Here is a 21158-nt window from a genome sequence, read left to right as displayed (position 1 = left end):
GCGGTGAGCGCGAATGGAACGGGCTGTCAATGACTCGGGACCGACGGCCCCGAGCTGATAGTCCCACGCAGAGTGGTCGCAACAAGGTTGAACGCGCGGCAAGCGGCGATTCCGATAGCCGGTTAACCTTCCTGCTATCACCTGGTATCGATAATCACGCGGTGGGCCTGCGCACCACGGTCAATTTCGGTCGGGTGTCGACGTCGCCGAGCATCGCACTTAAATGTCTTTCGGACCAGCACAACTCGGCTGCCAGCTGACTGCGGGTGTAGTCGGTGGATTCGGCAAGTGCGAGAGCATCCCTGAGAAGGCTCGGGACTTCGCCGGGGAACGACACTAACGCCTCTTCCACACGTAGACCGGCCATGCTTGCCAACCGTTGGTGGGCGCGCCGAATTGATGCTTCGGACACTAAACGGAGTTCACCCATGCGGTATATCAGTGATTCGATCGATACCCCCCAGGTCTTGCTCAATGCATCCAAAGCTGGGATCCGTACGGTCTTCGGCAGCAGTGGCTCGATTTCGACACGTGGAGTAAGGAATTCAGCTGCGAACTGATCGGCTTCGCGTTCCTGCTGGCGGTCACCTGGTAGCGCGTTCGGATGGAGCAGCAGGTGGCCCAGTTCGTGTGCGCAGGTGAAACGGTATTCGTGGACCGATTTGAAGCGTTCTGGGGTGACGATGACGATCGGCCGACCGAGGGCGTCGGTGGAGTAGGCCTTCACACGCCCGAACGCTTCGTCGGTCATGGAAATCAAGCACACGATGATCCCGTTAGATTCCATCAATGCCGCGAGATGGGACACTGGACCCCTGGGCAGCGACCAGAAGTCCCTCAATATCCTCGCAGCTTCCCAAGGCGTTGCATCAGGATGGATCGGAGGAAGGGCAAGGTCGGGGAACCTGACCCGTTTTTCCAAAGCGTGGCTCAATTCCCACACCTGCTCTGCATGAGCGGCCGCTTTTGAGCGATCTTTGGCTCGCGTGGAGCGCAGACTTCGAAAGTGAGCATCGGCAGCATCGAGTCTTCCCACGGGTCGTCCGGTGGCGAAGTACTCCGGTGGTACTTCTAGCACGCGGCTCAACGTGTCGACGATGTCGGCGCGTGGCCTTGTGATTCCAGACTCGAACTGGCCTATTGCTGCTGGAGATACTGATACTTGCTCGGCCAGTTCAGATTTGGTGAGTTCGGCGAGCACTCGGGCCTGAGTGAGTCGGGCAGGTTCGAAGCCGTGCGCGATGACGCCCGAAGCGCTGTCGTCGGAGCCGAAAAGGTGAAGCTGAGGACGGTCGTCACTCATTGGATCCTGATGCTTCGTCGGAGTCAGGGGCTGGGAACTTGTTCGGGATCGGACCGGAGGTGAAGGTTCCGACCGGCGATGTCGAGACGGGTCGCATCTCGGGAAGGGCAAGCAGGTCTTCGGGTTGTGAGACCCACGAGATGAAGCCGTCTGGAGTCAGGACGGCTTCGCCCCATTGCGCGGCGTTAAGTCCGCGGACAGAGCTGCAGATCGCCACTAACACCAGGCGGCCGGTATCTACTACAGGATCCTTGATATATCTGTTGAAACCGTCGACGAGTACGCGTTCTTCGTCGGTCAGTTGTGGATCCGGGACGTCGAGATCCAGTTCTCCCTGCAGCATTGGCGGACGAATGTCAGCGATTGCAGTTCGTGAATCTGAGGTACCGAACCGAACCGAGGCCATCTCTCGCTTGACCGACGGGGAGTAACGCCAGGGGAATATGGCGACTCCATTTACGACAGGGATCTTGTACGGAGCCTTGTCGGGCCTCACTAACGTCGCTCCGGGCAGCTGGCCGAGTTCCTCGAACTTCTCCAAGATTCCGCGCCAGAACAAACCGTAGTGCCCTGTCGAGCGATGCCCGGATGCGTCCTGCGCCCCCAGCGATCCATGGTGCTCCGCCATGATGAGAGCCGGTATCCGGTCCCTGATGAGCGGTCCGTGTGTGCCGAGCGTTTCGAGAGCCCAGCGGCGTCCAGCGTCCAAGCCGACCTCCTTGATCGTGGATCGAGACTAGCACGGCACTTCAGTTTTGCGCAGAAATGACCAACATTGCTTCAGTTTGATCATGAGTAGCTACAGTCCGATGTCGGTGACAGCGTTCCCGACCGCCGCTGTACCGAGCGACGGTCGATCCGTCGGTGCCGTTCAGGGGTCTGAGTGACGAACCTTGCTCGGAGCGAGTGCCCGGTAAGCTACATCGCCCGATTCTTACGGAGCGAAACTGCGCTGGGCCCTGCGATTTCCCGGAGCTGCTACGGAGAATGAATTTACAACGCCTACATCGGGTCGGTCGTGGACGAGCCCAGATCAGAGCTTCTGACAAATGAAGCCACAGCCAGCCTGGCACTGCCCATCATCCCAATTCCAAAGCCGCCTGAAACTAAGCTGCTCCCATGCCCGCCGGACGCTTCGCTCCCAGTCCTTCGGGCGACTTGCATCTCGGCAATCTCCGCACCGCGCTACTGGCCTGGCTCTTCGCCCGCTCCACTGAACGACGTTTCGTCATGCGCGTGGAAGACCTCGATCGCGTGAAAGCCGGCTCGGAGCAACGCCAACTCGACGACCTCGCCGCCATCGGACTCGATTGGGACGGGCCGATCATGCGGCAATCCGAGCGTCGGGAAATCTACGACGCCACGATTCGGGCGCTCACCGCAGCGGGGATGACGTACGAATGTTTCTGTACGCGTCGGGAAATCCTCCAGGCCGCATCCGCGCCGCATGCTCCCGACGGCGCGTATCCCGGAACCTGTCGCAATCTCACCGCAGACCAAAAAGCAGCGAAGGACCGCCCACCGGCCATTCGATTGCGTTCGCAGGTAACACAATTCACCATCGTCGACCAGCTGCACGGCTTGTTCCGGGGCCAAGTGGACGACTTCGTCCTTCGCCGATCCGACGGTGTGCCCGCCTACAACCTCGCCGTCGTCGTCGACGATGGCGCGCAAGGCGTCGACCAGATCGTGCGCGGCGACGACCTACTCACCTCTGCCCCGCGGCAGGGGTATCTGGCGCAGCTCCTCGGCCTCACCCCCGCCACCTACGTCCACGTGCCCCTCGCACTCAATGTCGAGGGCAAGCGCCTGGCCAAGCGGGACGGCGCGGTGACACTGCGTGAGCGGCCCGACGCGTGGTCGCTCATCACCGCCTCGCTCGGTGTGCCGAACGCGAAGAACGCCGAGGAACTGCTCGAACAGTGGAAGCCGACACTGGTACCGCGCGAACCGTGGGTGTTCACCCCATCGAATACCTGACCTACCGACCGATCGAGATCACGTTGCAATGCGACAGGACCCAACTCAGGGACGAATCGGACGTACAGTGACCGCGACAACTCTTCCCGAGGGAGAAGGACACGATGACCTCAGGCGGCTACGACCCCGACAAGGATCCACAGAACCCCGGCGGCTACCCCCCGCCCCCGCAGGGCGGTTACCCGCCACCTCCCCAGGGCAACTACCCACCACCTCCGCAGGGCGGCTACCCACCACCTCCGCAGGGCGGCTACCCACCACCCGGGAACTACCCGCCTCCTCCCGGCGATTACCCCCAGCAAGGCGGCTACCCACCGCCCCCGCAGGGCAACTACCCGCCGCCTCCGGCCTTCGGTGAGTCGCCGATGCCGACGCAGCTGTCCGTGGGAACGGCAATCGGATATGGCTTCGACAAGTTCAAGGAGAACGCCCTCGTCTGGGTCGGCATCGTCCTCGTCGCCGCGATCATCCAGGGCGTCCTGAACTTCGTGTTGAGCTCCGACAACGTCGTCCTCAGCTTGATCTTCAGTGTCGTCGTCGGCGTCGTCGCGCTCCTCATTCAAGCGGCACTCGTCCGCGGTGCCCTGCACGAGGTGGACGGGATCAAGCCCGGGTTCGGGTCCTTCTTCCAGTTCGGCAATGTTGCCGCCGTCATCATCGCCGGCATCCTCGTCGGCATAGCCACCAGCATCGGCTTCGTCCTGCTGGTCATCCCCGGCATCGTCATCACGTTCTTCACGTGGTGGACCTTCCAGTTCGTCATCGACCGCGGTGACGAGCCGATTCCCGCCATCAAGGCCAGCGCCCAGGCGATCGCGTCCAACGGTGGAACCCTCTTCGTGCTGGCCCTTGCCCTGGTCGGTATCAACATCGTCGGTGCCGTCCTCATCGGCATCGGTCTGCTGGTCTCCATCCCGATCACGATCATCGCCGGAACCTACGCCTACCGCGTCACGGTGCGCGGACGCGTCGCCTGACCTGAGATCTGCCCCGATGGGCGCGTATCCCTCACCCGGGATTCGCGCCCATCGTCGTCTCGGTGCTTGGATCGAGCAGTGACCACTACCGAACACACCGCCGCCAACGGCGGCACCGAGTCTGGGCAGGCCACGTTCGCTCACATCAGCCGGGGCTACTACCCCACCATCGTCGCGCTCTTCGTCGCGACGCTGCTGATCTCGAACGTGGCCGCCAGCAAAGGTGTCGCCTTCTTCGCCTCGTCCGACGTCATGCTCGGACCCTTCCAAATCCTGCCGATCAACACCGACGGGGCATTCTTCCTGTTCCCCCTCGCCTACATCCTCGGCGACGTCCTCAGCGAGGTCTACGGCTTCAAGGCCGCACGCCGCGCGATCTACCTCGGCTTCGGATCGTTGCTGCTCACCTCCGTGTGCTTCTGGATCGCCATCGAACTTCCCGCCGCCTCGTTCTACGAGAATCAAGAGGCCCTCGAAACCGTCGTCGGTGTCGTCCCCCGACTCGTCCTCGCCGGTCTCGCCGGCTATACCGTCGGGCAGCTGCTCAACTCCGTCGTCCTGGTCAAGATCAAGGAACGCACCAAGGAAAAGCACCTGTGGGCGCGACTGATCGGCTCGACCATCGTCGGCGAATTCTTCGACACCCTGATCTTCTGCTCCATCGCCGCCGGAGTCATCGGCATCACCACCTGGACCGACTTCATCAACTACGTCATCGTCGGATTCCTGTGGAAGACACTGGCCGAGGTCATCGTCATGCCGATCACGTACCGCGTCATCTCGTACATCAAGAAGCGCGAACCGTCGTACCAGAGCAGTTAGCTCGCGACCCATTCTCGACTGACCTCGAGGTAGCGCTCTCGCGCTGCCTCGAAGGTCGCGACGGCCCGGGTTCCCGGCCAGTCCTTCGGCGTCATGGACGGCGGAAGGCCCGGGTCGACGTAGGGAATGACGCGCCATTCGTCGAGCAACGGCACGAACGTGACGAACGCGTCGCGAGGGTCCCCGGCCGGAACCTCGGAGTCGTAGGCGGCCAAGAATGCCCGATGCCGGTCGGCGATGCCGGCCAGATCCCACCACTGCGCGGCGCTCTCACGCAGCGTGGTCGGTGGCGCGACCTCGGAGGCGACGAACGTCGTCACGTAGGGCGAGAGCTCCAACGCGTCGACGATGGCACCGGCCTCGTCCGCGAGATATTCGGGTGCGATCCACAGACCGGGTGAGACTGTGCCGCATCCTATTCCGGTGAGTCGACGCCTCAGTTGGTGGCGCGCGGCGCGTTGGGTCTCGGGGATGGTGAACGAGATGAGCCGAAACGGATCGCCGTCGGCCATCCGCCGGAACCCGAAGATCCGACCGTCGCCGCGCGCGAACATCGCGTCGGCCTGCTCGGTGATGCGATAGCCGGTGCGGCCGTCTCGATTACTCGATTCGACGACGCCCTTCTTCTTCAACCTGGCCACCGCGATGCGCGTGCTCTCCGGTGGCACCCCGAGTGCGTCCATCCAGACCACAAAATCGGCGATGGCGAACCACCCTCCCAGAGGGCGAACGTAAGCCCCGAGCACGGTACGCACCAAGGAGGTGGCGCTTCCCGGGCGAGAGTCGAAGTCGTCGAGGATGGCCCCGGCAGTGCTAGGCGCGGAGTTCGTCACGGATCGCCACGATTCCCAGATACACCTCTCGGTACGAGGTACTCAGTGGGCTCAATCCCAGGCGAATACCCTGCGGCGCGCGGTAATCCGGGATGACGCCCTTATCCCACAGGCGAGCGGTGATCGCCTTGAACTCGGGATGGTCGATGGTGATATGACCGCCGCGTCGATTCGAATCCTCGGGTGAGGCGATCTCCACACCGAGCGGTATCAGCATCTCGCGGACGAGCTCGAGGGCGTATTCGGTGAGTGCGACGGACTTCGCGCGTATCGCGTTCATCCCCACCTCGGCGATCATCTCGATGGTGTCCTGCATCGCGATCATCCCGAACACCGACGGCGTGCCGCTGATGACGCGTCGAATACCCTGTGCCGGAACGTAACCCTGCGCCATCTCGAACGGATCGGCGCGACCCATCCAGCCCCAGATCGGTTGGACGAAATCGCTCTGCAGATCACTGCGCACGTACGCGAAGGCCGGTGATCCGGGCCCTCCGTTGAGGTACTTGTACGTACATCCGACGGCCAGATCCACTCCCCAGGAATCGAGTTCGAGCGGTACCGACCCGACGGAGTGGCACACATCCAGCAGCATCAGCGCTCCGGCTGCGTGCGTGATGCGCGTCGTCTCGGCCACGTCGACGAGGAAGCCCGACCGGTAGGCGACGTGGGTGATCACCACCAAGGCAGTGTTCTCCCCCACCACCTCGGCTAGTTGTTCGGGCTCGATACCACCGCGGCGGTCCGTCTCGATCCATCGCAGGGTCATATTCAGCTCTGCTGCAATGCCTTCGAGCAAGTATCGGTCGGTCGGGAAGTTGTCGCGGTCGATGACGATCTCGGTGCGACCCGGCCGCATGGCGATCGCCGCCCGTGCCAGCTTGTACAGCAGTACCGTCGTCGAATCGCCAATCGTGGTCTGACCGGACGCTGCCCCGAGGGTGGCGTCGGCCAGGGCGTCGCCGATGGTGACGGGGAGATCGAACCACTGCTCGTCCCAACCGCGGATGAGGCGTCCACCCCAGGCCTGCGTCATGAAGGCATTGATCCGTTCGACGCTTGCCTTGGTGGGCCGGCCCAGCGAGTTGCCGTCGAGATACGCGGTGATCGACGGGTCGTCGCTGCCTAGGAACTTGTCGCGATAGCTGCGGAGCGGATCCTTGTTGTCGAGTTCGAGTGCACGTTCCATCATCGGCCGATTTCCGTTCTCACAGCGAGCAATTCGGGAAAGAAGGTGAGTTCGAGCGCTTTCTGCAGAAATCCGACACCACTCGAGCCTCCTGTCCCGCTCTTCATTCCGATGGTACGGAGCACCGTCCGCATGTGCCGGAAGCGCCACAGCTGGAAGTTCTCCTCGAGATCGACGAACTCCTCGAAGGCTTCGTACACCGCCCAATGTTCGGTGTGATTCTCGTAGACGAACTTGATCAGCGGCATCAGATCCTCGTTGAACGTGTATGCCGCGGTGACATCGCGATCGAGCGCCGATGCCGGTACGTCGTACCCCTGACGCGCCAGCGACTGCCAGAAGGCGTCGTACAGGCTCGGCTCGTGCAGCAGCGTCGAAAGCAATTGATGCGCAGCCGGATCGGACTCGAAGACCGTCAGCATGCCCGCATTCTTGTTGCCGAGAACGAACTCCACGGCCCGGTACTGATGCGACTGGAAACCCGACGAGTTGCCGAGAAACCCACGGAACTGTGAGTACTCCGTCGGGGTGAGCGTGGCCAGGACGGACCACTGCTCGGTCAGCGTCTTCTGAATGCGCTTGACCCGGGCGACGCATTTGAGGGCGGTGCCGATGTCGTCGGCATCGAGAGCCGCCCGCGCGGCCAGCGTCTCGTGCAGCACCAGCTTGAGCCACAGTTCGGTGGTCTGGTGCTGAATGATGAACAGCAGTTCGTCGTGATGCTCGGGGGTGCTCACCGGCTTCTGGGCGCTGAGCAACGTGTCGAGGTCCAGGTACGCGCCGTAGCTCATACGGTCGCTGAAGTCGGTGACGACGGTCTTCTCTATCGCGCGAGTATTCGCTTCGACGCTCATGGCTGGTCCTCGTGGTGATGGGCTGATACCGACAGCGTATTACAGCATTGTGCCGTCCGCCAGTAATACGACATACATCGGTTTCGTGAAAGCCACCCGTCGCCTATCCTCGAAGTAACCGACCCGAGTGAGGAATCGCAGTGCGTAGAGCGTCCGGACAGTTGGAGGAGTCGATCCTCGAGTTGCTCGGCGAGCACACGGAACTCTCGGTGGCCCAGGCCCGCGAGCATCTGGACTCCGAGCTCGCCCACACCACTGTCATGACCGCGCTGGTGCGCCTGCACGGCAAAGGCCTCGTCGATCGCGAGCGGCGTGGGCGATCCTTCGTCTACACCCTCAATGCCCCGGTCGACGAGATCCCCGCACTCCGGGCCGCAATGCGGATGCGGACCGAACTCGGTGCCCGAGCCGAACGCGCAGACGTACTGGCCAGCTTCGTGGCCGCACTCGACCCCGAGGACGAGGCAACGCTGCGAGAACTTCTGGCCAAGTCGGACGCAGCCGAGCAACACCCATGACCCTGCTCCTGGTCGTCGCAGTCCTGCCCTGGGTGCTGTCACTGCTGCTGGGATTCGGAGCCGACCACATCGACCGTCGACTCAACCCGTCGACTGCCGTCGTCCTGTTGCCCATCCTGTCGATGGTCACCGCGTTTGCAGTCGCCGCATCCCTGGCCGCGGTTGCCGCGGTGCTGCTGGCGTCAGGTGAGCTTGCCTGGATGACGGTGGGAATCATCATCTCCGCGTGGATGTTCTGGCGCGTGGTCGAGGTCGCCCGCCATGTTCGACGCGTCGCCGTCGGCGCGTCGATCGCCTCCGAGTTCGGTGACGAGGCGCGGGCGACGGGCGGCATCGTCGTGGTCGACTCCGACGTTCCCGACGCTTTCGCCGTCCCCTCTGGCGGAGGTGCAGTCGTGATCACCACCGGCCTCGCGGAGGCTCTGTCGGACAACGAATTACGCGCCGTGGTCGAACACGAGCGTGCGCACCTACGGCATCGCCACAGCGTGTGGATTCAGATGTGTGAAATCGCGGCTCGGCTGGACCCTATTCTTCGGCCGGTGCCCCCGAAGGTCCGGCACGCCGCCGAGCGTCAGGCCGACGAGAGCGCAGCGGCACTCGGCCGTCGAGATACGTTGTCTGCCATCGCCAGAACCGCCTTGCTGCGCAAACACCTCGACCATGGAACCCGCACTCTCGCCAGTACCGGCGGCGACGTCGTTCGCCGCGTGCAGGCCCTCAGCGAACCACCACGACACCGTCAGGATCGCGGAATCCTTGCGGCCGGACTGGTCCTCGTCCTCGCGTTCACCGTGATCTCGGTGGCGTTGTTCGACGTCGTCCAAGATGTGGTGGCCCCCGAAACCGGAGAAGTCGCCACCTCGATCTTTCGCTGATCTCGGTCAGATGCCCGCGACGCCCGCCAGTTGGCCGATCGCGTAGGTGACCGCCATCGCGATCGCGCCACCGATCACGATTCGAGTCACCGCCGGGCGACTCGGCGCTCCACCGAGGCGCGCGCTGATGGTTCCGGTCAACGCCAGAGCGAGCAACACGACGACGAAGGTGACCGGAATACGTTGCGAAGCGGGCAGAAGCAGGATCGAGAGCAACGGCAAGAGCGCACCGCTGATGAACGACACCGCCGACGACGCGGCCGCTTGCCACGGATTGGTCAACGCATCGGGGTCGATTCCCAATTCGATATCTACATGTGCCGCAAACGGATCGTGTTCGGTGAGTTCGCGAGCGACGGTCTGCGCGGTGTCGGCCGACAGGCCCTTGGCCTCATAGAGCGCCGCGAGCTCGGCCAATTCCTGCTCGGGCTGCTCGTCGAGTTCTCGACGTTCCTTGATCAACAGCGAGCGCTCGGCGTCACGTTGTGTGCTCACCGAGACGTATTCACCGAGTGCCATGGATACCGCTCCCGCGACAAGCCCCGCAACGCCTGCGGTCAGAAGCGACCCACGGTCGGTGGTGGCGGCAGCAACACCGACGACCAGACCGGCGGTGGAGACGATGCCGTCGTTCGCACCGAGCACCCCGGCCCGCAACCAGTTCAGCCGACCGGACAGATCTCCGTGCGGTTCGTGCTCGTGCAGGCTCGGCTCGGGCTCACTCATCGCCGGCCGTCACCGATACGTCGTCCCACGCGGCGCGCGCGCCGGACTCTCCGATTCTGTACACCTGGACGATTGTGGTCGCTCCGATCACCACTGCCAAGACCACCACCGCGATCGACTGCCACCGCACGGGCGCGCTGCCCCGACGCTCACGCAGATGCAGGAACACGAGCGCCGCGGCGACGACGACAAGACCGACGGAAAAGAAGATCATCCAGTCGCCGATTTCGGCGTGCTGTTCGACCGCAGCGGTCTCGGGGACGCGCTTCTCGAGCCACTCGCCTGCCTCGGTCGTCAACGGCGTCAACACCAACGTGAACACCGCCAGGGCTGCGATGAGCCACACGAGCCTGCTGCGCACCCCGGACCAGATACTCGCCGCGATGGCGAGCAGCGCGGTCAACGGCGCCAGCACCACGATGAAGTGAACGAGCAGAATGTGGGCCGGTAGGCCGTTGAAGGTGGACATGCGTTCTCCCGCTGGCTTCGAAGTCGCGTGCACCTCACGCACCGCACATGCTACACACCATGTAGTAGTTGTGCCGACGGTTCGAGTGCTATCAGGGATCGCCACGTCGAGTCGGGTTGTGCGACCATCTCATGCACGATCTGCTCGAGACGCCGCCCCAGCGCGACAACGGTATTCGCGTCGAACAATGCTGTGGGATAGACGATATCGACCGCAGTCTCGATCGACTTACCTTCGCTGTCTCGATGTTCGGTGACGTGAAAATGAAGGTCGCACTTGGCGATGTCGATCGGCCGCGGCGTGATCTCGAAGCGAACATTCCCGACGTCGACGGTCGCGGCGCTGAAGACGTCCCACGACAGTGCGACCTGAAAGATCGGGTGACGCGCCTGCGCCGACTCGGCAGCGAGATCGGCGACGACGTCCTCGAACGGCACCGACGCATGGTCGAAGGCCCGCAATTCGCTGAACCGAGCGGCCTGCACGACGTCGTCGACGGTCGTTGCGGCTGCGATGTCCGTCCGGATCGCGACGGTGTTGGTGAAGGTACCGACGACCTGCTCGAGCCTCGGATCGTCGCGTCCGGCAACCGGGGTTCCGATAACGAGGTCGGTGCATTCCGTGGCCTCTACGAGCAGAATCAACAGCGCCGCACGAAGCACGGTGAATCGTCCTGTCCCACACCGCTGCGCCAAATCGGACATCCTCTCCGTCGCGTGTGCATCGAAACGAAGCGACGTGCGTGCGCCGGAGAAGTCCCACTCCCGTGCCCGCGGGCGGTCCAACGGCAACTCGGTGAGACTGGGGACGCCCGCCAGTTCCGCGTGCCAGAACTCGATGTCGGCCGACACGTCGCGGTCAGCGGCCCAGACGCTGTAATCGGCGTACTGCAGGGGTAGTTCGGGCCACGACGGTGCGGTGCCGGCGATCCTGGCGTGATACGCCACTACGAAGTCCGACGCCAACAGCCCCAGCGACCAACCGTCCGCTGCACTGTGGTGAACAGCGCACGCGAGCACATGGCGATCGGGCGCTACCGCGAACAGGCGAGCCCGGATGGGGAACTCGGTGCGCATATCGAACGGTCCCTCCAGGGTGTACGTCACTGCGGCGTCATCGAAGTCGACAACGTCGAGATTCGGTGCCACCGCAGCAGAATCCGGCTCGACGACCTGAGCCGGAGCCCCATCGACATCCGGATAACGCGTACGCAGCGTGCTGTGCCGATCGATCAGATCGGTCAAGGCCTGCGAGGCTGCCGCTGGGTGGAACTCCCCGGACATCGTGACCGTGAACGGCAGGTTGTACAGCGGTAGCCGAGCACTCCGATCGATGTGACGTTGCTGCGGAGCCAGCGGGATCGCGGCCACACCCTGCGACATACCTCGTTCGGGCCGCGAATTCTGCTGCAGCCCATCACAGCGACGTGTATCGATCCGCGCCGCCAAGGCCTGCACGGACGGGGCCTCGACGAGGTCTCGCACGCCGATGTCCACCGATGCCTCGGCCCGCACCGCCGACACGACTCTGGTCGCCGCCAGCGAGTCACCTCCGAGATCGAAGAACGACGCAGCGCAATCGATACCGTCCCTGCCGAGGACGCGTACGAACGCTGCCGCCACCATCTCCTCGGTGGCACCGGACGGCTCGGTTGGAGCACCGGTCGTCGACGTGGTGAGGTCCGGCGCAGGAAGTGCGCCGCGATCGACCTTCCGATTGATCGTCAGCGGAATCTCGTCGAGAATCGAGATGGTCGCCGGCACCATGTGGGCAGGCAATCGCCCGGTGAGATCCCTGCGCATGCGCTCGGTGTCGAGCACGTGTTCGCTGTGCGCGGCCACGACGTAGCCGTCGATACGCATGTCGCCAGTGTGGCTGCGGCGCACTGCCGATGACGCCGCGGCAACCTCCGGAAGCGCCCGCAGCGCTGCGTCGATCTCACCCAGTTCGACGCGATTTCCCCGGATCTTGATCTGATCGTCGGTGCGGCCGAGAAACTCCAGTGTCCCGTCGCCGCGCAGACGCGCCCGATCTCCACTACGGAACATCCGACTCCCGACGCTGCCGAACGGGTTCCCGACGAATCGCGCTGCTGTGTCCGCGGTACGACCGAGATATCCGCGTGCGACGCCGGGCGACTCGATGTAGATCTCGCCGACCGCACCCGACGGAACAGGCCGCAGCGTGTGATCGAGGAGGTGAATCACCGCCCCGACCATGGCTCGACCGATTCCGTCCGTGCTGCCCGGGTGCAGTGGCGCGGTCATCGTGACACTGCAGGTCGTCTCGGTGGGGCCGTAGGCGTTGAGCAGTCGTCGACCCATCGACCAGCGGTCGACCGTATCCCGAGGGGCCGCTTCGCCGCCGATGATGATCGTCCCGACGCCCGCCAGAGCTGCGGGATCCAACGTGACCAGAGCCGAGGGTGTGATCAGCAGATGTGTAATCGCCTGCCGAGCAATCAGTTCCGACAGTTCTGCGCCGCCGTAGCTGTCCGGCGGCGCGATGACCACTGCCGCACCTGCTGTCGCTGCGGCCAACACTTCGACGATGGCCGTGTCGAATCCGGGTGAGGCGAGGTGACAGACTCGGGACTCGACGTTCAGGTCGTAGCTGCTCCGAATCTGTTGCACCAGAGCGGCGATGCCATCGTGGGTCACGACGACGCCCTTGGGTGTGCCGGTGGAACCGGAGGTGTAGATGACGTACGCCGCCTGGTGCGGTGCTGTCGTCGCGGCAACGTTGCCCGAGTCTCCCTCTGCACTAACGGTATCGAGGTCCAACCATTCGACCTCACCGGACTCGCCGCCGCCCGTGCACAGGCCCAACACCGCCCCGCTGTCGCGCAGTACGAACTGCGCCCGCTCTCGGGGGTGATTCGGGTCGACCGGAACGTACACCGCGCCCACCCGTGCTATCGCCCAGAACGCGACGACCCCCTCGGCGGATCGGCCGACGCGAACGGCGACCCGGTCCTCTGCACCGATTCCTCGGGCGATCAAGATGGATGCGAGTGCTGCGACTCTCGACCCCAATTCTCCGTAGGTGATGGAGACCTCGGCGTCCTGGATTGCAATTCGATTGCCGTGCCGCGTGATTGCCGTCGAAAACACATCGTTCAGTGATCCCTGCTCCGTCACGGCCACGCCCACCGACGCGGGGTTCGTACGCGGTTCCTCCGGCAAGAACAGGTCGAGGTCTGCTACCGCGGTATCCCCGCAACCGGACTCGGCAAAACGGTCGAGAAAGTGCAGGAACCGTCGGTGGTGGCGAGCGAGGTCGCTCGGCGTGTACACGGCGGGGTTGGCCTCGAAGTCGATGCGCGGCCGCTCTCCACCTCGACCGGGGTAGATATTGACGGCGAGGTCCGACACCGGGCCCGTGGTCAGAATGTCGATCTCACCGTCGAAGTCGCCGATGGCCACGGTGTTCGCGAACATCATCACGTTGATCGTCGGCCCGAAACGCCCATCGCGCAGAGCATGTCCACTCTCGGACGCCGGCGGTCTGCTGCGCTGATGCCGCAGCACGGCCCCGATCGCCACCTCGGCCGACTTGACCACGCTGTTCACCGTCGCCGATCCGACGCCCGGCAACCGCAACGGCACCACATGCGACAACGACGATCCGGCCCGGCGCAGCAATGCTGTCGGCCGCGCAGAGACCGGCAACGACAGATCCACGTCGTCGGTGTCGTTCATGCGCGCCAGGTACGCGGCGAACGCTGCGATCACCACTGTCGAGGTCGCATGACCGGGACCGGCGAGGGAGATCGATCGATCCTCCCCGACGACGATCGGCACCGACGCAGGCTGAGCACTTCGGCCCCAGGGCGCGGCATGGCCCAGATCGGCGGATTCCCAATGCGCCCGATCGCGTCGCGCGCGGGCGGATGCGCGGTAGCGCTCGTCCTCGGCAAGGAGGGCAGCCGGTGAAGTGGGACTCATCGGCTCCGGCTCGACGCCACAAGACGCGGCCGCATACAGAGCCGCCGCCCGCTCGAGCACCTTCATCGAGGCATAGCCGTCGAGCGCGATGTGGTGGGCTCGGGTGTACCAGAAAACGCGATCGTCCCCGACGCGCAGAACCCGCAAGCGCACCAGCTGTCCGTCCATCGAGAAGGGCGTGCGGCAATCGTCGTCCATCCACCTCCTGGCGGCATCGGCCGGACCGTCGTGTCCGCGGAAATCGAGGATCTCTACCGCCTCGGTCTCCCGAGGCTCGAACCGCTGCATCGGAGTGCCGTCGACCTCGATGATGCGCATCGTCGACGACGAGAACTCTCGATGTGCCCTGCCGCCACAGCCGGCCAACGCGTCGACGTCGACGGCACCGACGATGTCGACGTAGTAGGCAATGGTGAAGGGCACGTCGGGCATGAACTGTTGGGCAATCCAGATGTCGGCCTGGGACGAACTCACAGGTAAGGCGTCGTCGAACATGCTGGTCCCCCCAGGGCGATTCTATTACTACACAGTCGGTAGTAATAGGCTACCTCGCCGAATCAGCGGCCAGGTGTCGACGCCAAGGACTTCCGCAGGTGTACCTCGCCGCGCAGCCGGGTGATCTCGGGCCCCTGCAGCACCGCGTCCGTCTGCATTCGATCCAGCAACAGGGTCGCCGCCACCCGTCCCATCTCTGCCAACGGCGGTGCGTAGCATGCGATCGCAGGCGGAAACACCTGATACCACTCCGGATCGCCGTGCGCGGCAACCGACAACTCGGTCGGAATGTCGATCTCGAGATCGGCACACCCATGCAGGACACCGAGTGCGATGCGACTGCTGGCTGCGACCACCATCGTCGGAAGGTCGTCCCGAAGGGAATGGAGAGCCTGCCGACCCCACTTCGAAGAGAACTCTCCATCGAGAACGCGGACCCGGCCCCCGCTCTCCCCATCCACCTGCAGTCCGGCATCCCGCGCAGCGGACATGAACCCGCGCAGACGATCACGGCTCGTACTGTGCTCCGGATCTCCGGTCACAAACGCGATGTCGCGATGCCCGAGAGCTGTTGCGGCTTCGGTCAATTCGCGGATTCCCGTTTCGTCGTCGCTCACCACCGCGTCACACTGGAGCAGGTTGGAGCGACGGTTGAGCTGAACGATCGGGATTCCCGCCGGCATGAGCCGGTCGGCATCGACCGGGACCTGCACGATGCCGTCCACCCGATGGTCCAGGAGAGACTTGATGCCTCGGTCTTCCGTGTCCGTATCGGGCCCGCTCGTCGCGACGACGAGTTGAAGTCCGGCCTCGGCCAGAACGGCTTGAATGACCGATGCGCTTTCGGTGTAGAACTCGTTCGCCATGTCGGGGAGCAGCAAGCCGACCACCCCGGTGCGGTTCTCGCGAAGTGCGCGCGCGACCTTGTTGGGCCGATAGCCGAGTTCGTCAGCGGCGTCGACGATGCGTTGGCGAGTGGCCGGATCGACGTAACCGCGACCGCTCATTGCACGAGATGCCGTACCGACGCCGACGCCGGCGCGGAGGGCGACATCGCGCAGTTTGGCCACGCCATCGAGCATAACCGCACTTGGACTGCCCGCAGAGCGTCGCCTGCGCCGGGGATTGACAAATCCAACGCGTCGCCCCATATTGATATGGAACCGATTCCACATGACCTCGATCACATTGGATCGATCGAGTGTCTCCACTCATGTCGACAAAAGGACGCCGTATGGAAGCCGCCTCGTCTGGACCGTTCTCGATGCTCATGCACCTCGCCGGGGACCCCACCCAGATCGATATCTTTTCCGCCGATTCGTGTATCGAAGGATGGCTGGCAACCGAACGCGCATTGGCCATCGCCCAGGGCGAGCTCGGCATCATCACCGTCGACGATGCTCGCGCGATTGCCGCCGCCGCGACGATCGACATCGTGGACAGGGACGAACTGTGGAAATCGTCGAAAAATGTCGGCTATCCCATTCTGGGACTGGTTCGGCAGATCAGCGCGCAGCTCCCCGCAGGCCCAGATGGGCGGGTGCACTACGGTGCCACGACCCAGGACATCATGGACAGCGCACTGGCACTGCAGCTCTCGCGCTCCATGATCGCTCTCGATGCACAGCTCCAGCAATTCGGTGACGCCCTTGCCGTGCTGGCACAAGAACATGCGACCACGGTGATGCCGGGCCGAACCCACGCACAGCAGGCCGTCCCCACCACGTTCGGAGCCACGCTGTCCACGCTGCTCGGGCAGCTGACCCGCCATCGAACGCGGTTGGCCGAGGCGCGGCCGCGCGTCGCGATGATCTCCATGTTCGGTGCGGGCGGCACCTCGGCCGCGTACGGGCCACAATCCGTCGCCGTACGACACCGGGTCGCGGAGCTGCTGGAACTGCACGACACCGACACACCCTGGCACGTCGAACGTGATGGGCTGGCCGAGTTCGGGTGGCTGTGCGCCACCATCGCGGGCGCGTGCGCCAAGCTCGCACGCAACGTCGTCGACCTGTCCCGTACCGAAATCGGTGAGGTGTTCGAGCCCTACTCGAGCCACCGTGGGGCGTCTTCGACCATGCCGCAGAAGGTGAATCCCATATCCTCCGAGGCGATCATCGGATTGTCCGGAACCGCAGCGGCACTTGCATCCACCCTGCCCCGGATCCAAGAGGCGGGACACGAGCGCAGTGCCGGAGAATGGCAGATCGAATGGCACGTCATTCCTCAGTTGGCCGTTCTCGCCGGCAGTGCCCTCTCGGAGGCGATCGTCATTGCCGAAGGTATGCGCATCGACGCAGACCGTATGCGTGAGAACCTCGACCTCGACGGCGGACTCGTCATGGCCGAGGCCCACATGATTCATCTCGCCGACGCCATGGGCCGAGAGCACGCCCACGACCTGGTGTACGAAGCAGCTGCGCGCGCTCGATCGACTCGTCGCGTGCTCGCCGACACTCTGCCCGAAGTCGCCCGTGAAGCCGGGAAGGAATCGCTTCTGCCCGAGAAGCTCACCACGGCCGACGACTATCTCGGCGAGGCCGTCGGAATCGTCTCGAATGCTGTTCGGTCCTGGCAGCAGCTCCCTGTCACCAGGCCGACGCTGACCCGTATCGACGACCTTGCACAGGTGACCTCATGACCCTCGCACCCCACACCACGGAAGAACCCGCAAAACTCGCCAGCGAAGAGCGCTTCGATCTGATCAGGGGCCGTATCGGCATGATCGGGGCTCCGATTCTGCTACTCGGCATCCTGTTCGCCCCACTCGATCTACCGGGCAACCAACAATCGATGCTGGCCGTGCTCACCGTGGTGGTCCTGATGTGGATCACCGAGCCCGTTCCGATTCCCGTCACCGCACTGCTCGGTATCGCCGCGATGGTCGTCCTCGGAGTCGGCACACCGACCGAGGTGTACGGAGGATTCGGATCGGCGACGGTATTCCTGGTGATCGGTGCCTTCATCCTTGCCAGGGCCATGACCGTGCACGGACTCGACCGACGATTCGCCCTCAAGGTCCTGTCACTGCCCGGGGTCGGTAACAGTACGTACCGCACTGCCGGCGCGTTCGGACTGGTCGCTTGCATTCTGTCGATGTTCGTATCCGCCTCGGCCACAGCAGCAATGCTGCTGCCGATCGGAATCGGTGTCGTCAAAACCATCGGCGATCTCATCCAGAAGCAGAACCCCGACATCAAGACCAATCGAACAAAATTCTCCTGCCTGCTCATGTTGGCGATCGCGTACGGCGCAAGCGTCGGCTCGGTTCTCACGCCGATCACCGGGATTGCCAACGTCATCGGACGCGGAACCATCGAGACGATGACCGGCTACAAGGTCGACCTCTTCGACTGGGTGTCCATGTCCGGCCCCTATCTGGTAGCCATGGCTGCAGTCATGTGGATTGCACTGATCATCGTCAATCGACCGGAAGTGAAAAAGATTCACGGAGGCCAGGAGTACTTCCGCGCGCGGTACTCCGAGCTCGGTTCGATGACCGTTCCCGAACGCAACGTTCTCATCGTCTTCGTCGGCACCGTGGTGCTGTGGATTCTGCCGTCACTCGTCACCACCTTCGGCGTCACCACGACCGTCGTCACCAATGTCACCGACAACCTCAACGAGGGATCCGTCGTGATCCTCACTGCCTGCGTTCTGTTCTTCCTTCCCCGCGGAAACGGCTCGGGTGAGCCAACGTTGACGTGGAAGGAGGCGGCAGCAATCGATTGGGGCACTGTCGTTCTCGTCGGTGTCGGACTGACCATCGGTGCGATGATGAACAAGACCGGACTCGCGGCCACCCTCGGTGAAGGCCTGGCGGACCTGACCGGCGTCAACAGCACCTGGATGCTCAGTCTGATCGCGATCGTCATCGCCCTGGTGATCTCGGAGACCACCAGCAACACCGCAAGTGTCGGAATCGTTGTCCCCATCATCATTCCGATTGCCATCGCGATCGGAGTGGACCCGATCATTCCCGCCATGGCGGGCGTCTTCGGCGCCAATGCCGGAGCCATGCTCCCGGTATCAACACCCCCGAATGCGATCGTCTATGGATCGGGCTTCATTCCCATGAAGCGCATGATCGGCACCGGTGTCTTCATCGACATCATCTGCATCCCGCTGATCTTCGTCACCGTTGTCGGAATCGGCACCCTCATCGGGCTGGGACTCCAGGCCTGACCGACCGCCATCGACAACCGCGTCGACGTAGCCCCGCAGGAACGTCGCGGAACTACGTCGACGCGGTGGTTGCCCTATGGTGAACCCCGTGCCGCAGAGCAACCACTATCACCATTTGATGTTCGGTCCTGCTGCGATTGCGCGGCAGAAGGTCGACGGCAGTTACACCGCCTACGGCTCACAGACCGAACGACCCGACGACGGTCCGACGCCTCTCGACACTCGCGAGAAGGCCATGATTCGCGCGCTGGATCAGTTCCAGATCGCCACTGTCGCCGAGACCGGTTGGCCCTACATTCAGTATCGAAGTGGACCGAGAGGATTCCTGCAGGTTCTCGACGATCGCACGGTCGGCTTCGCCGACTTCGCCGGAAACCACCAGTACGTGACGGCGGCCAATCTCGATCACGACGATCGCGTCGCGCTACTTCTGGTGAATTACCCTCTGCGCCAACGGCTCAAGCTCTACGGACGGGCGCGTACCGTCGAGAAGGCCGACGACCCCGAGCTGCTGGACCGACTGAGGAAGATCGGCGACATGACCGTCGCGGCCACGTGCGAACGCAGCGTCGTCATCAACGTCGAGGCATTCGACTGGAATTGCACTCGCAGCATCATCCCCCGCTACGACGCGGCCTACCTCGCGGAGCTCTCCGAGGTCTACCAGCGCAAGGCCGCCGAGCGGGAACAGGAACTGCTACAGCGCATTTCGGAGCTCGAAGATCAGCTCACGCAGTCTTCGACGCATAGAAGCGACCCAGGAACTCCGTCTTGAATTCCGCGAAGCGTCCCTGATCGATGGCGGCGCGAATGTCGTCGACCAGCTTGACCGTGAAGCGCTCGTTGTGGATGGTGCACAAGGTCGAGGCGAGCATCTCCTTGGCCTTGAACAGGTGATGGATGTATGCGCGGGTGTAGTGCGCGCAGGTGTAGCAGTCGCAGTTCTCGTCGATCGGGGTGAAGTCGCGCCGATGCTTGGCGGTGTTGATGTTGAAGCGTCCCGTCGGCACGTAGATCGCTGCATTGCGCGCCACGCGTGAGGGATTGACGCAGTCGAACGTGTCGGCACCGTTCTCGATGGCGGTGAAGAAGTCGTCCGGTTCGCTGATGCCGAGCATGTGCCTCGGCTTGTGCTCGGGCAGTTCCTCGTTCACCCACCGAGTGATGGTGCCCAGGTTCTGCTTCTCGAGTGCGCCGCCGATGCCGTAGCCGTCGAAGCCGCGACCCGTCTCTCCGGTGATGGTCTCGAGATCGCGTGCGGCCTTGCGTCGCAGATCCTCGTACTGCGCGCCCTGCACCACCCCGAACAGCGCTTGATACGGCTTGTCGGCGCGTTCGATCGTGAGACGCTCGTGCTCGAGGACGCACCGCTTCGCCCACGCCTGCGTCCGATCGACCGACTTCTCCTGGTAGCCGCGGGTATTCATCAGCGTGGTCAGCTCGTCGAACGCGAACATGATGTCTGCTCCGAGGCGATGCTGAATCTGCATCGACACCTCGGGAGTGAACCGATGCTTGGAGCCGTCGAGATGGGACTTGAACGTCACCCCGTCGTCGTCGACGTGAGCCAGCCGTTCCTTGCCCTCGGCGATGACGTCGTCGGACTGCACGCGCGTGGCGTCCATCGAGATGACCTTCTTGAACCCCACACCGAGCGACATCACCTGGAAACCGCCGCTGTCGGTGAACGTCGGCCCGTCCCAGTTCATGAACTTGCCCAGCCCACCTGCCTCGTCGACGATGTCCGAGCCCGGCTGCAGATACAGGTGGTACGCGTTGGCGAGCACAGCCTGCGCGCCGAGCTCCTTCATCGCCTCGGGCAGCACCGCTTTGACGGTCGCCTTGGTTCCCACCGCGATGAACGCGGGGGTGGCGATGTCACCGTGTGGTGTGTGGATGGTGCCGGTGCGGCCCAGCTCACCGTCGAGCCGGGTGCCGATATCGAAGCCGAAACTGGAGGAACTCACCGCGTCAGTATGCGG

At 63.7% G+C, this 21158-nt stretch carries 18 protein-coding genes; 8 read left to right on the top strand and 10 right to left on the bottom strand.

From position 1 onward, the window contains the following. Nucleotides 1-154 precede the first annotated feature (154 nt). Both CH295_RS11855 and CH295_RS11850 read right to left on the bottom strand, forming a co-directional pair. A complete protein-coding gene (locus CH295_RS11855) occupies nucleotides 155-1303 on the bottom strand; it encodes an XRE family transcriptional regulator (protein WP_094740800.1) in 1149 nt (382 codons plus the stop codon). Beyond that, a complete protein-coding gene (locus tag CH295_RS11850) occupies nucleotides 1296-2012 on the bottom strand; it encodes a hypothetical protein (protein ID WP_094740799.1) in 717 nt (238 codons plus the stop codon). Before CH295_RS11850 ends, CH295_RS11855 begins: the two co-directional genes overlap by 8 nt. Before the next feature lie 410 nt (nucleotides 2013-2422). On the opposite strand from CH295_RS11850, the gene gluQRS reads away from it, so the two are divergent. The 3 genes from gluQRS to CH295_RS11835 all read left to right on the top strand — a co-directional run bounded on the left by gluQRS (nucleotide 2423) and on the right by CH295_RS11835 (nucleotide 5082). After that, on the top strand, nucleotides 2423-3283 hold the full coding sequence (gluQRS, locus tag CH295_RS11845; protein ID WP_094740798.1) for a tRNA glutamyl-Q(34) synthetase GluQRS: 861 nt from the start codon (nucleotides 2423-2425) through the stop codon (nucleotides 3281-3283). Nucleotides 3284-3387: 104 nt separating this feature from the next. Beyond that, entirely contained in the window at nucleotides 3388-4260 is an 873-nt protein-coding gene (locus CH295_RS11840) for a hypothetical protein (protein WP_094740797.1), read from the top strand. A 78-nt stretch (nucleotides 4261-4338) separates the two neighbouring features. Further along, nucleotides 4339-5082, top strand: coding sequence for a queuosine precursor transporter (locus tag CH295_RS11835; protein ID WP_037187689.1), 744 nt, complete (start codon nucleotides 4339-4341; stop codon nucleotides 5080-5082). Here the strand turns inward: CH295_RS11835 and CH295_RS11830 are convergent. From CH295_RS11830 to CH295_RS11820, 3 genes are read right to left on the bottom strand one after another with little or no spacing between them, the layout of a single operon-like run. Beyond that, on the bottom strand, nucleotides 5079-5915 hold the full coding sequence (locus tag CH295_RS11830) for a PaaX family transcriptional regulator (protein WP_094740796.1): 837 nt from the start codon (nucleotides 5913-5915) through the stop codon (nucleotides 5079-5081). The two genes, CH295_RS11835 and CH295_RS11830, sit on opposite strands and share 4 nt — an antisense overlap. Further along, nucleotides 5896-7104, bottom strand: a complete 1209-nt coding sequence (kynU, locus tag CH295_RS11825; RefSeq protein WP_094740795.1) for a kynureninase — start codon at nucleotides 7102-7104, stop codon at nucleotides 5896-5898. Before kynU ends, CH295_RS11830 begins: the two co-directional genes overlap by 20 nt. Further along, nucleotides 7104-7958, bottom strand: coding sequence for a tryptophan 2,3-dioxygenase (locus tag CH295_RS11820; RefSeq protein ID WP_094635729.1), 855 nt, complete (start codon nucleotides 7956-7958; stop codon nucleotides 7104-7106). Before CH295_RS11820 ends, kynU begins: the two co-directional genes overlap by 1 nt. Before the next feature lie 140 nt (nucleotides 7959-8098). Between CH295_RS11820 and CH295_RS11815 the strand changes: the two genes are divergently transcribed. Together CH295_RS11815 and CH295_RS11810 are read left to right on the top strand one after the other, a co-directional pair. Beyond that, the gene (locus CH295_RS11815; RefSeq protein WP_094635730.1) at nucleotides 8099-8476 is read left to right on the top strand and encodes a BlaI/MecI/CopY family transcriptional regulator; all 378 of its coding nucleotides are present in this window, start codon (nucleotides 8099-8101) and stop codon (nucleotides 8474-8476) included. Further along, nucleotides 8473-9354, top strand: a complete 882-nt coding sequence (locus CH295_RS11810; RefSeq protein WP_094740794.1) for a M56 family metallopeptidase — start codon at nucleotides 8473-8475, stop codon at nucleotides 9352-9354. The genes CH295_RS11815 and CH295_RS11810 overlap by 4 nt, the downstream gene beginning before the upstream one ends. Nucleotides 9355-9360: 6 nt before the next feature. Here CH295_RS11810 and CH295_RS11805 read toward each other — a convergent pair whose 3' ends face one another. The 4 genes from CH295_RS11805 to CH295_RS11790 all read right to left on the bottom strand — a co-directional run bounded on the left by CH295_RS11805 (nucleotide 9361) and on the right by CH295_RS11790 (nucleotide 16061). Then, nucleotides 9361-10080: a VIT1/CCC1 transporter family protein gene (locus CH295_RS11805; RefSeq protein ID WP_037187678.1), complete on the bottom strand. Its 720-nt coding sequence runs from the start codon at nucleotides 10078-10080 to the stop codon at nucleotides 9361-9363. Further along, entirely contained in the window at nucleotides 10073-10549 is a 477-nt protein-coding gene (locus tag CH295_RS11800; RefSeq protein WP_037187676.1) for a DUF2231 domain-containing protein, read from the bottom strand. The genes CH295_RS11805 and CH295_RS11800 overlap by 8 nt, the downstream gene beginning before the upstream one ends. A 50-nt stretch (nucleotides 10550-10599) precedes the next feature. Further along, nucleotides 10600-14970 (bottom strand): non-ribosomal peptide synthetase, encoded by a 4371-nt coding sequence (locus CH295_RS11795; RefSeq protein ID WP_252342010.1) that lies wholly within the window; start codon nucleotides 14968-14970, stop codon nucleotides 10600-10602. Between the two features lie 83 nt (nucleotides 14971-15053). Further along, entirely contained in the window at nucleotides 15054-16061 is a 1008-nt protein-coding gene (locus CH295_RS11790; protein ID WP_212556166.1) for a LacI family DNA-binding transcriptional regulator, read from the bottom strand. A gap of 164 nt (nucleotides 16062-16225) precedes the next feature. On the opposite strand from CH295_RS11790, the gene CH295_RS11785 reads away from it, so the two are divergent. The 3 genes from CH295_RS11785 (at nucleotide 16226) to CH295_RS11775 (ending at nucleotide 19951) form a co-directional block, all read left to right on the top strand. Further along, complete coding sequence (locus CH295_RS11785) at nucleotides 16226-17632, top strand: class-II fumarase/aspartase family protein (RefSeq protein WP_252342009.1); 1407 nt, start codon at nucleotides 16226-16228, stop codon at nucleotides 17630-17632. Continuing rightward, nucleotides 17629-19176 carry an SLC13 family permease gene (locus CH295_RS11780; RefSeq protein ID WP_094740791.1) on the top strand — a complete coding sequence of 516 codons (1548 nt, stop codon included), beginning with the start codon at nucleotides 17629-17631 and terminating at the stop codon, nucleotides 19174-19176. Before CH295_RS11785 ends, CH295_RS11780 begins: the two co-directional genes overlap by 4 nt. A gap of 118 nt (nucleotides 19177-19294) precedes the next feature. Continuing rightward, on the top strand, nucleotides 19295-19951 hold the full coding sequence (locus tag CH295_RS11775; RefSeq protein ID WP_502694496.1) for a pyridoxamine 5'-phosphate oxidase family protein: 657 nt from the start codon (nucleotides 19295-19297) through the stop codon (nucleotides 19949-19951). Here CH295_RS11775 and tgt read toward each other — a convergent pair. Continuing rightward, nucleotides 19905-21143, bottom strand: coding sequence for a tRNA guanosine(34) transglycosylase Tgt (gene tgt, locus CH295_RS11770; RefSeq protein WP_094740789.1), 1239 nt, complete (start codon nucleotides 21141-21143; stop codon nucleotides 19905-19907). The genes CH295_RS11775 and tgt overlap by 47 nt on opposite strands. Nucleotides 21144-21158: the final 15 nt, after the last annotated feature.

It is taken from the genome of Rhodococcus sp. 14-2483-1-2, assembly GCF_002259405.1.
Classification (GTDB): domain Bacteria; phylum Actinomycetota; class Actinomycetes; order Mycobacteriales; family Mycobacteriaceae; genus Rhodococcoides.
This window is presented reverse-complemented; position numbering and strand designations above follow the sequence as displayed.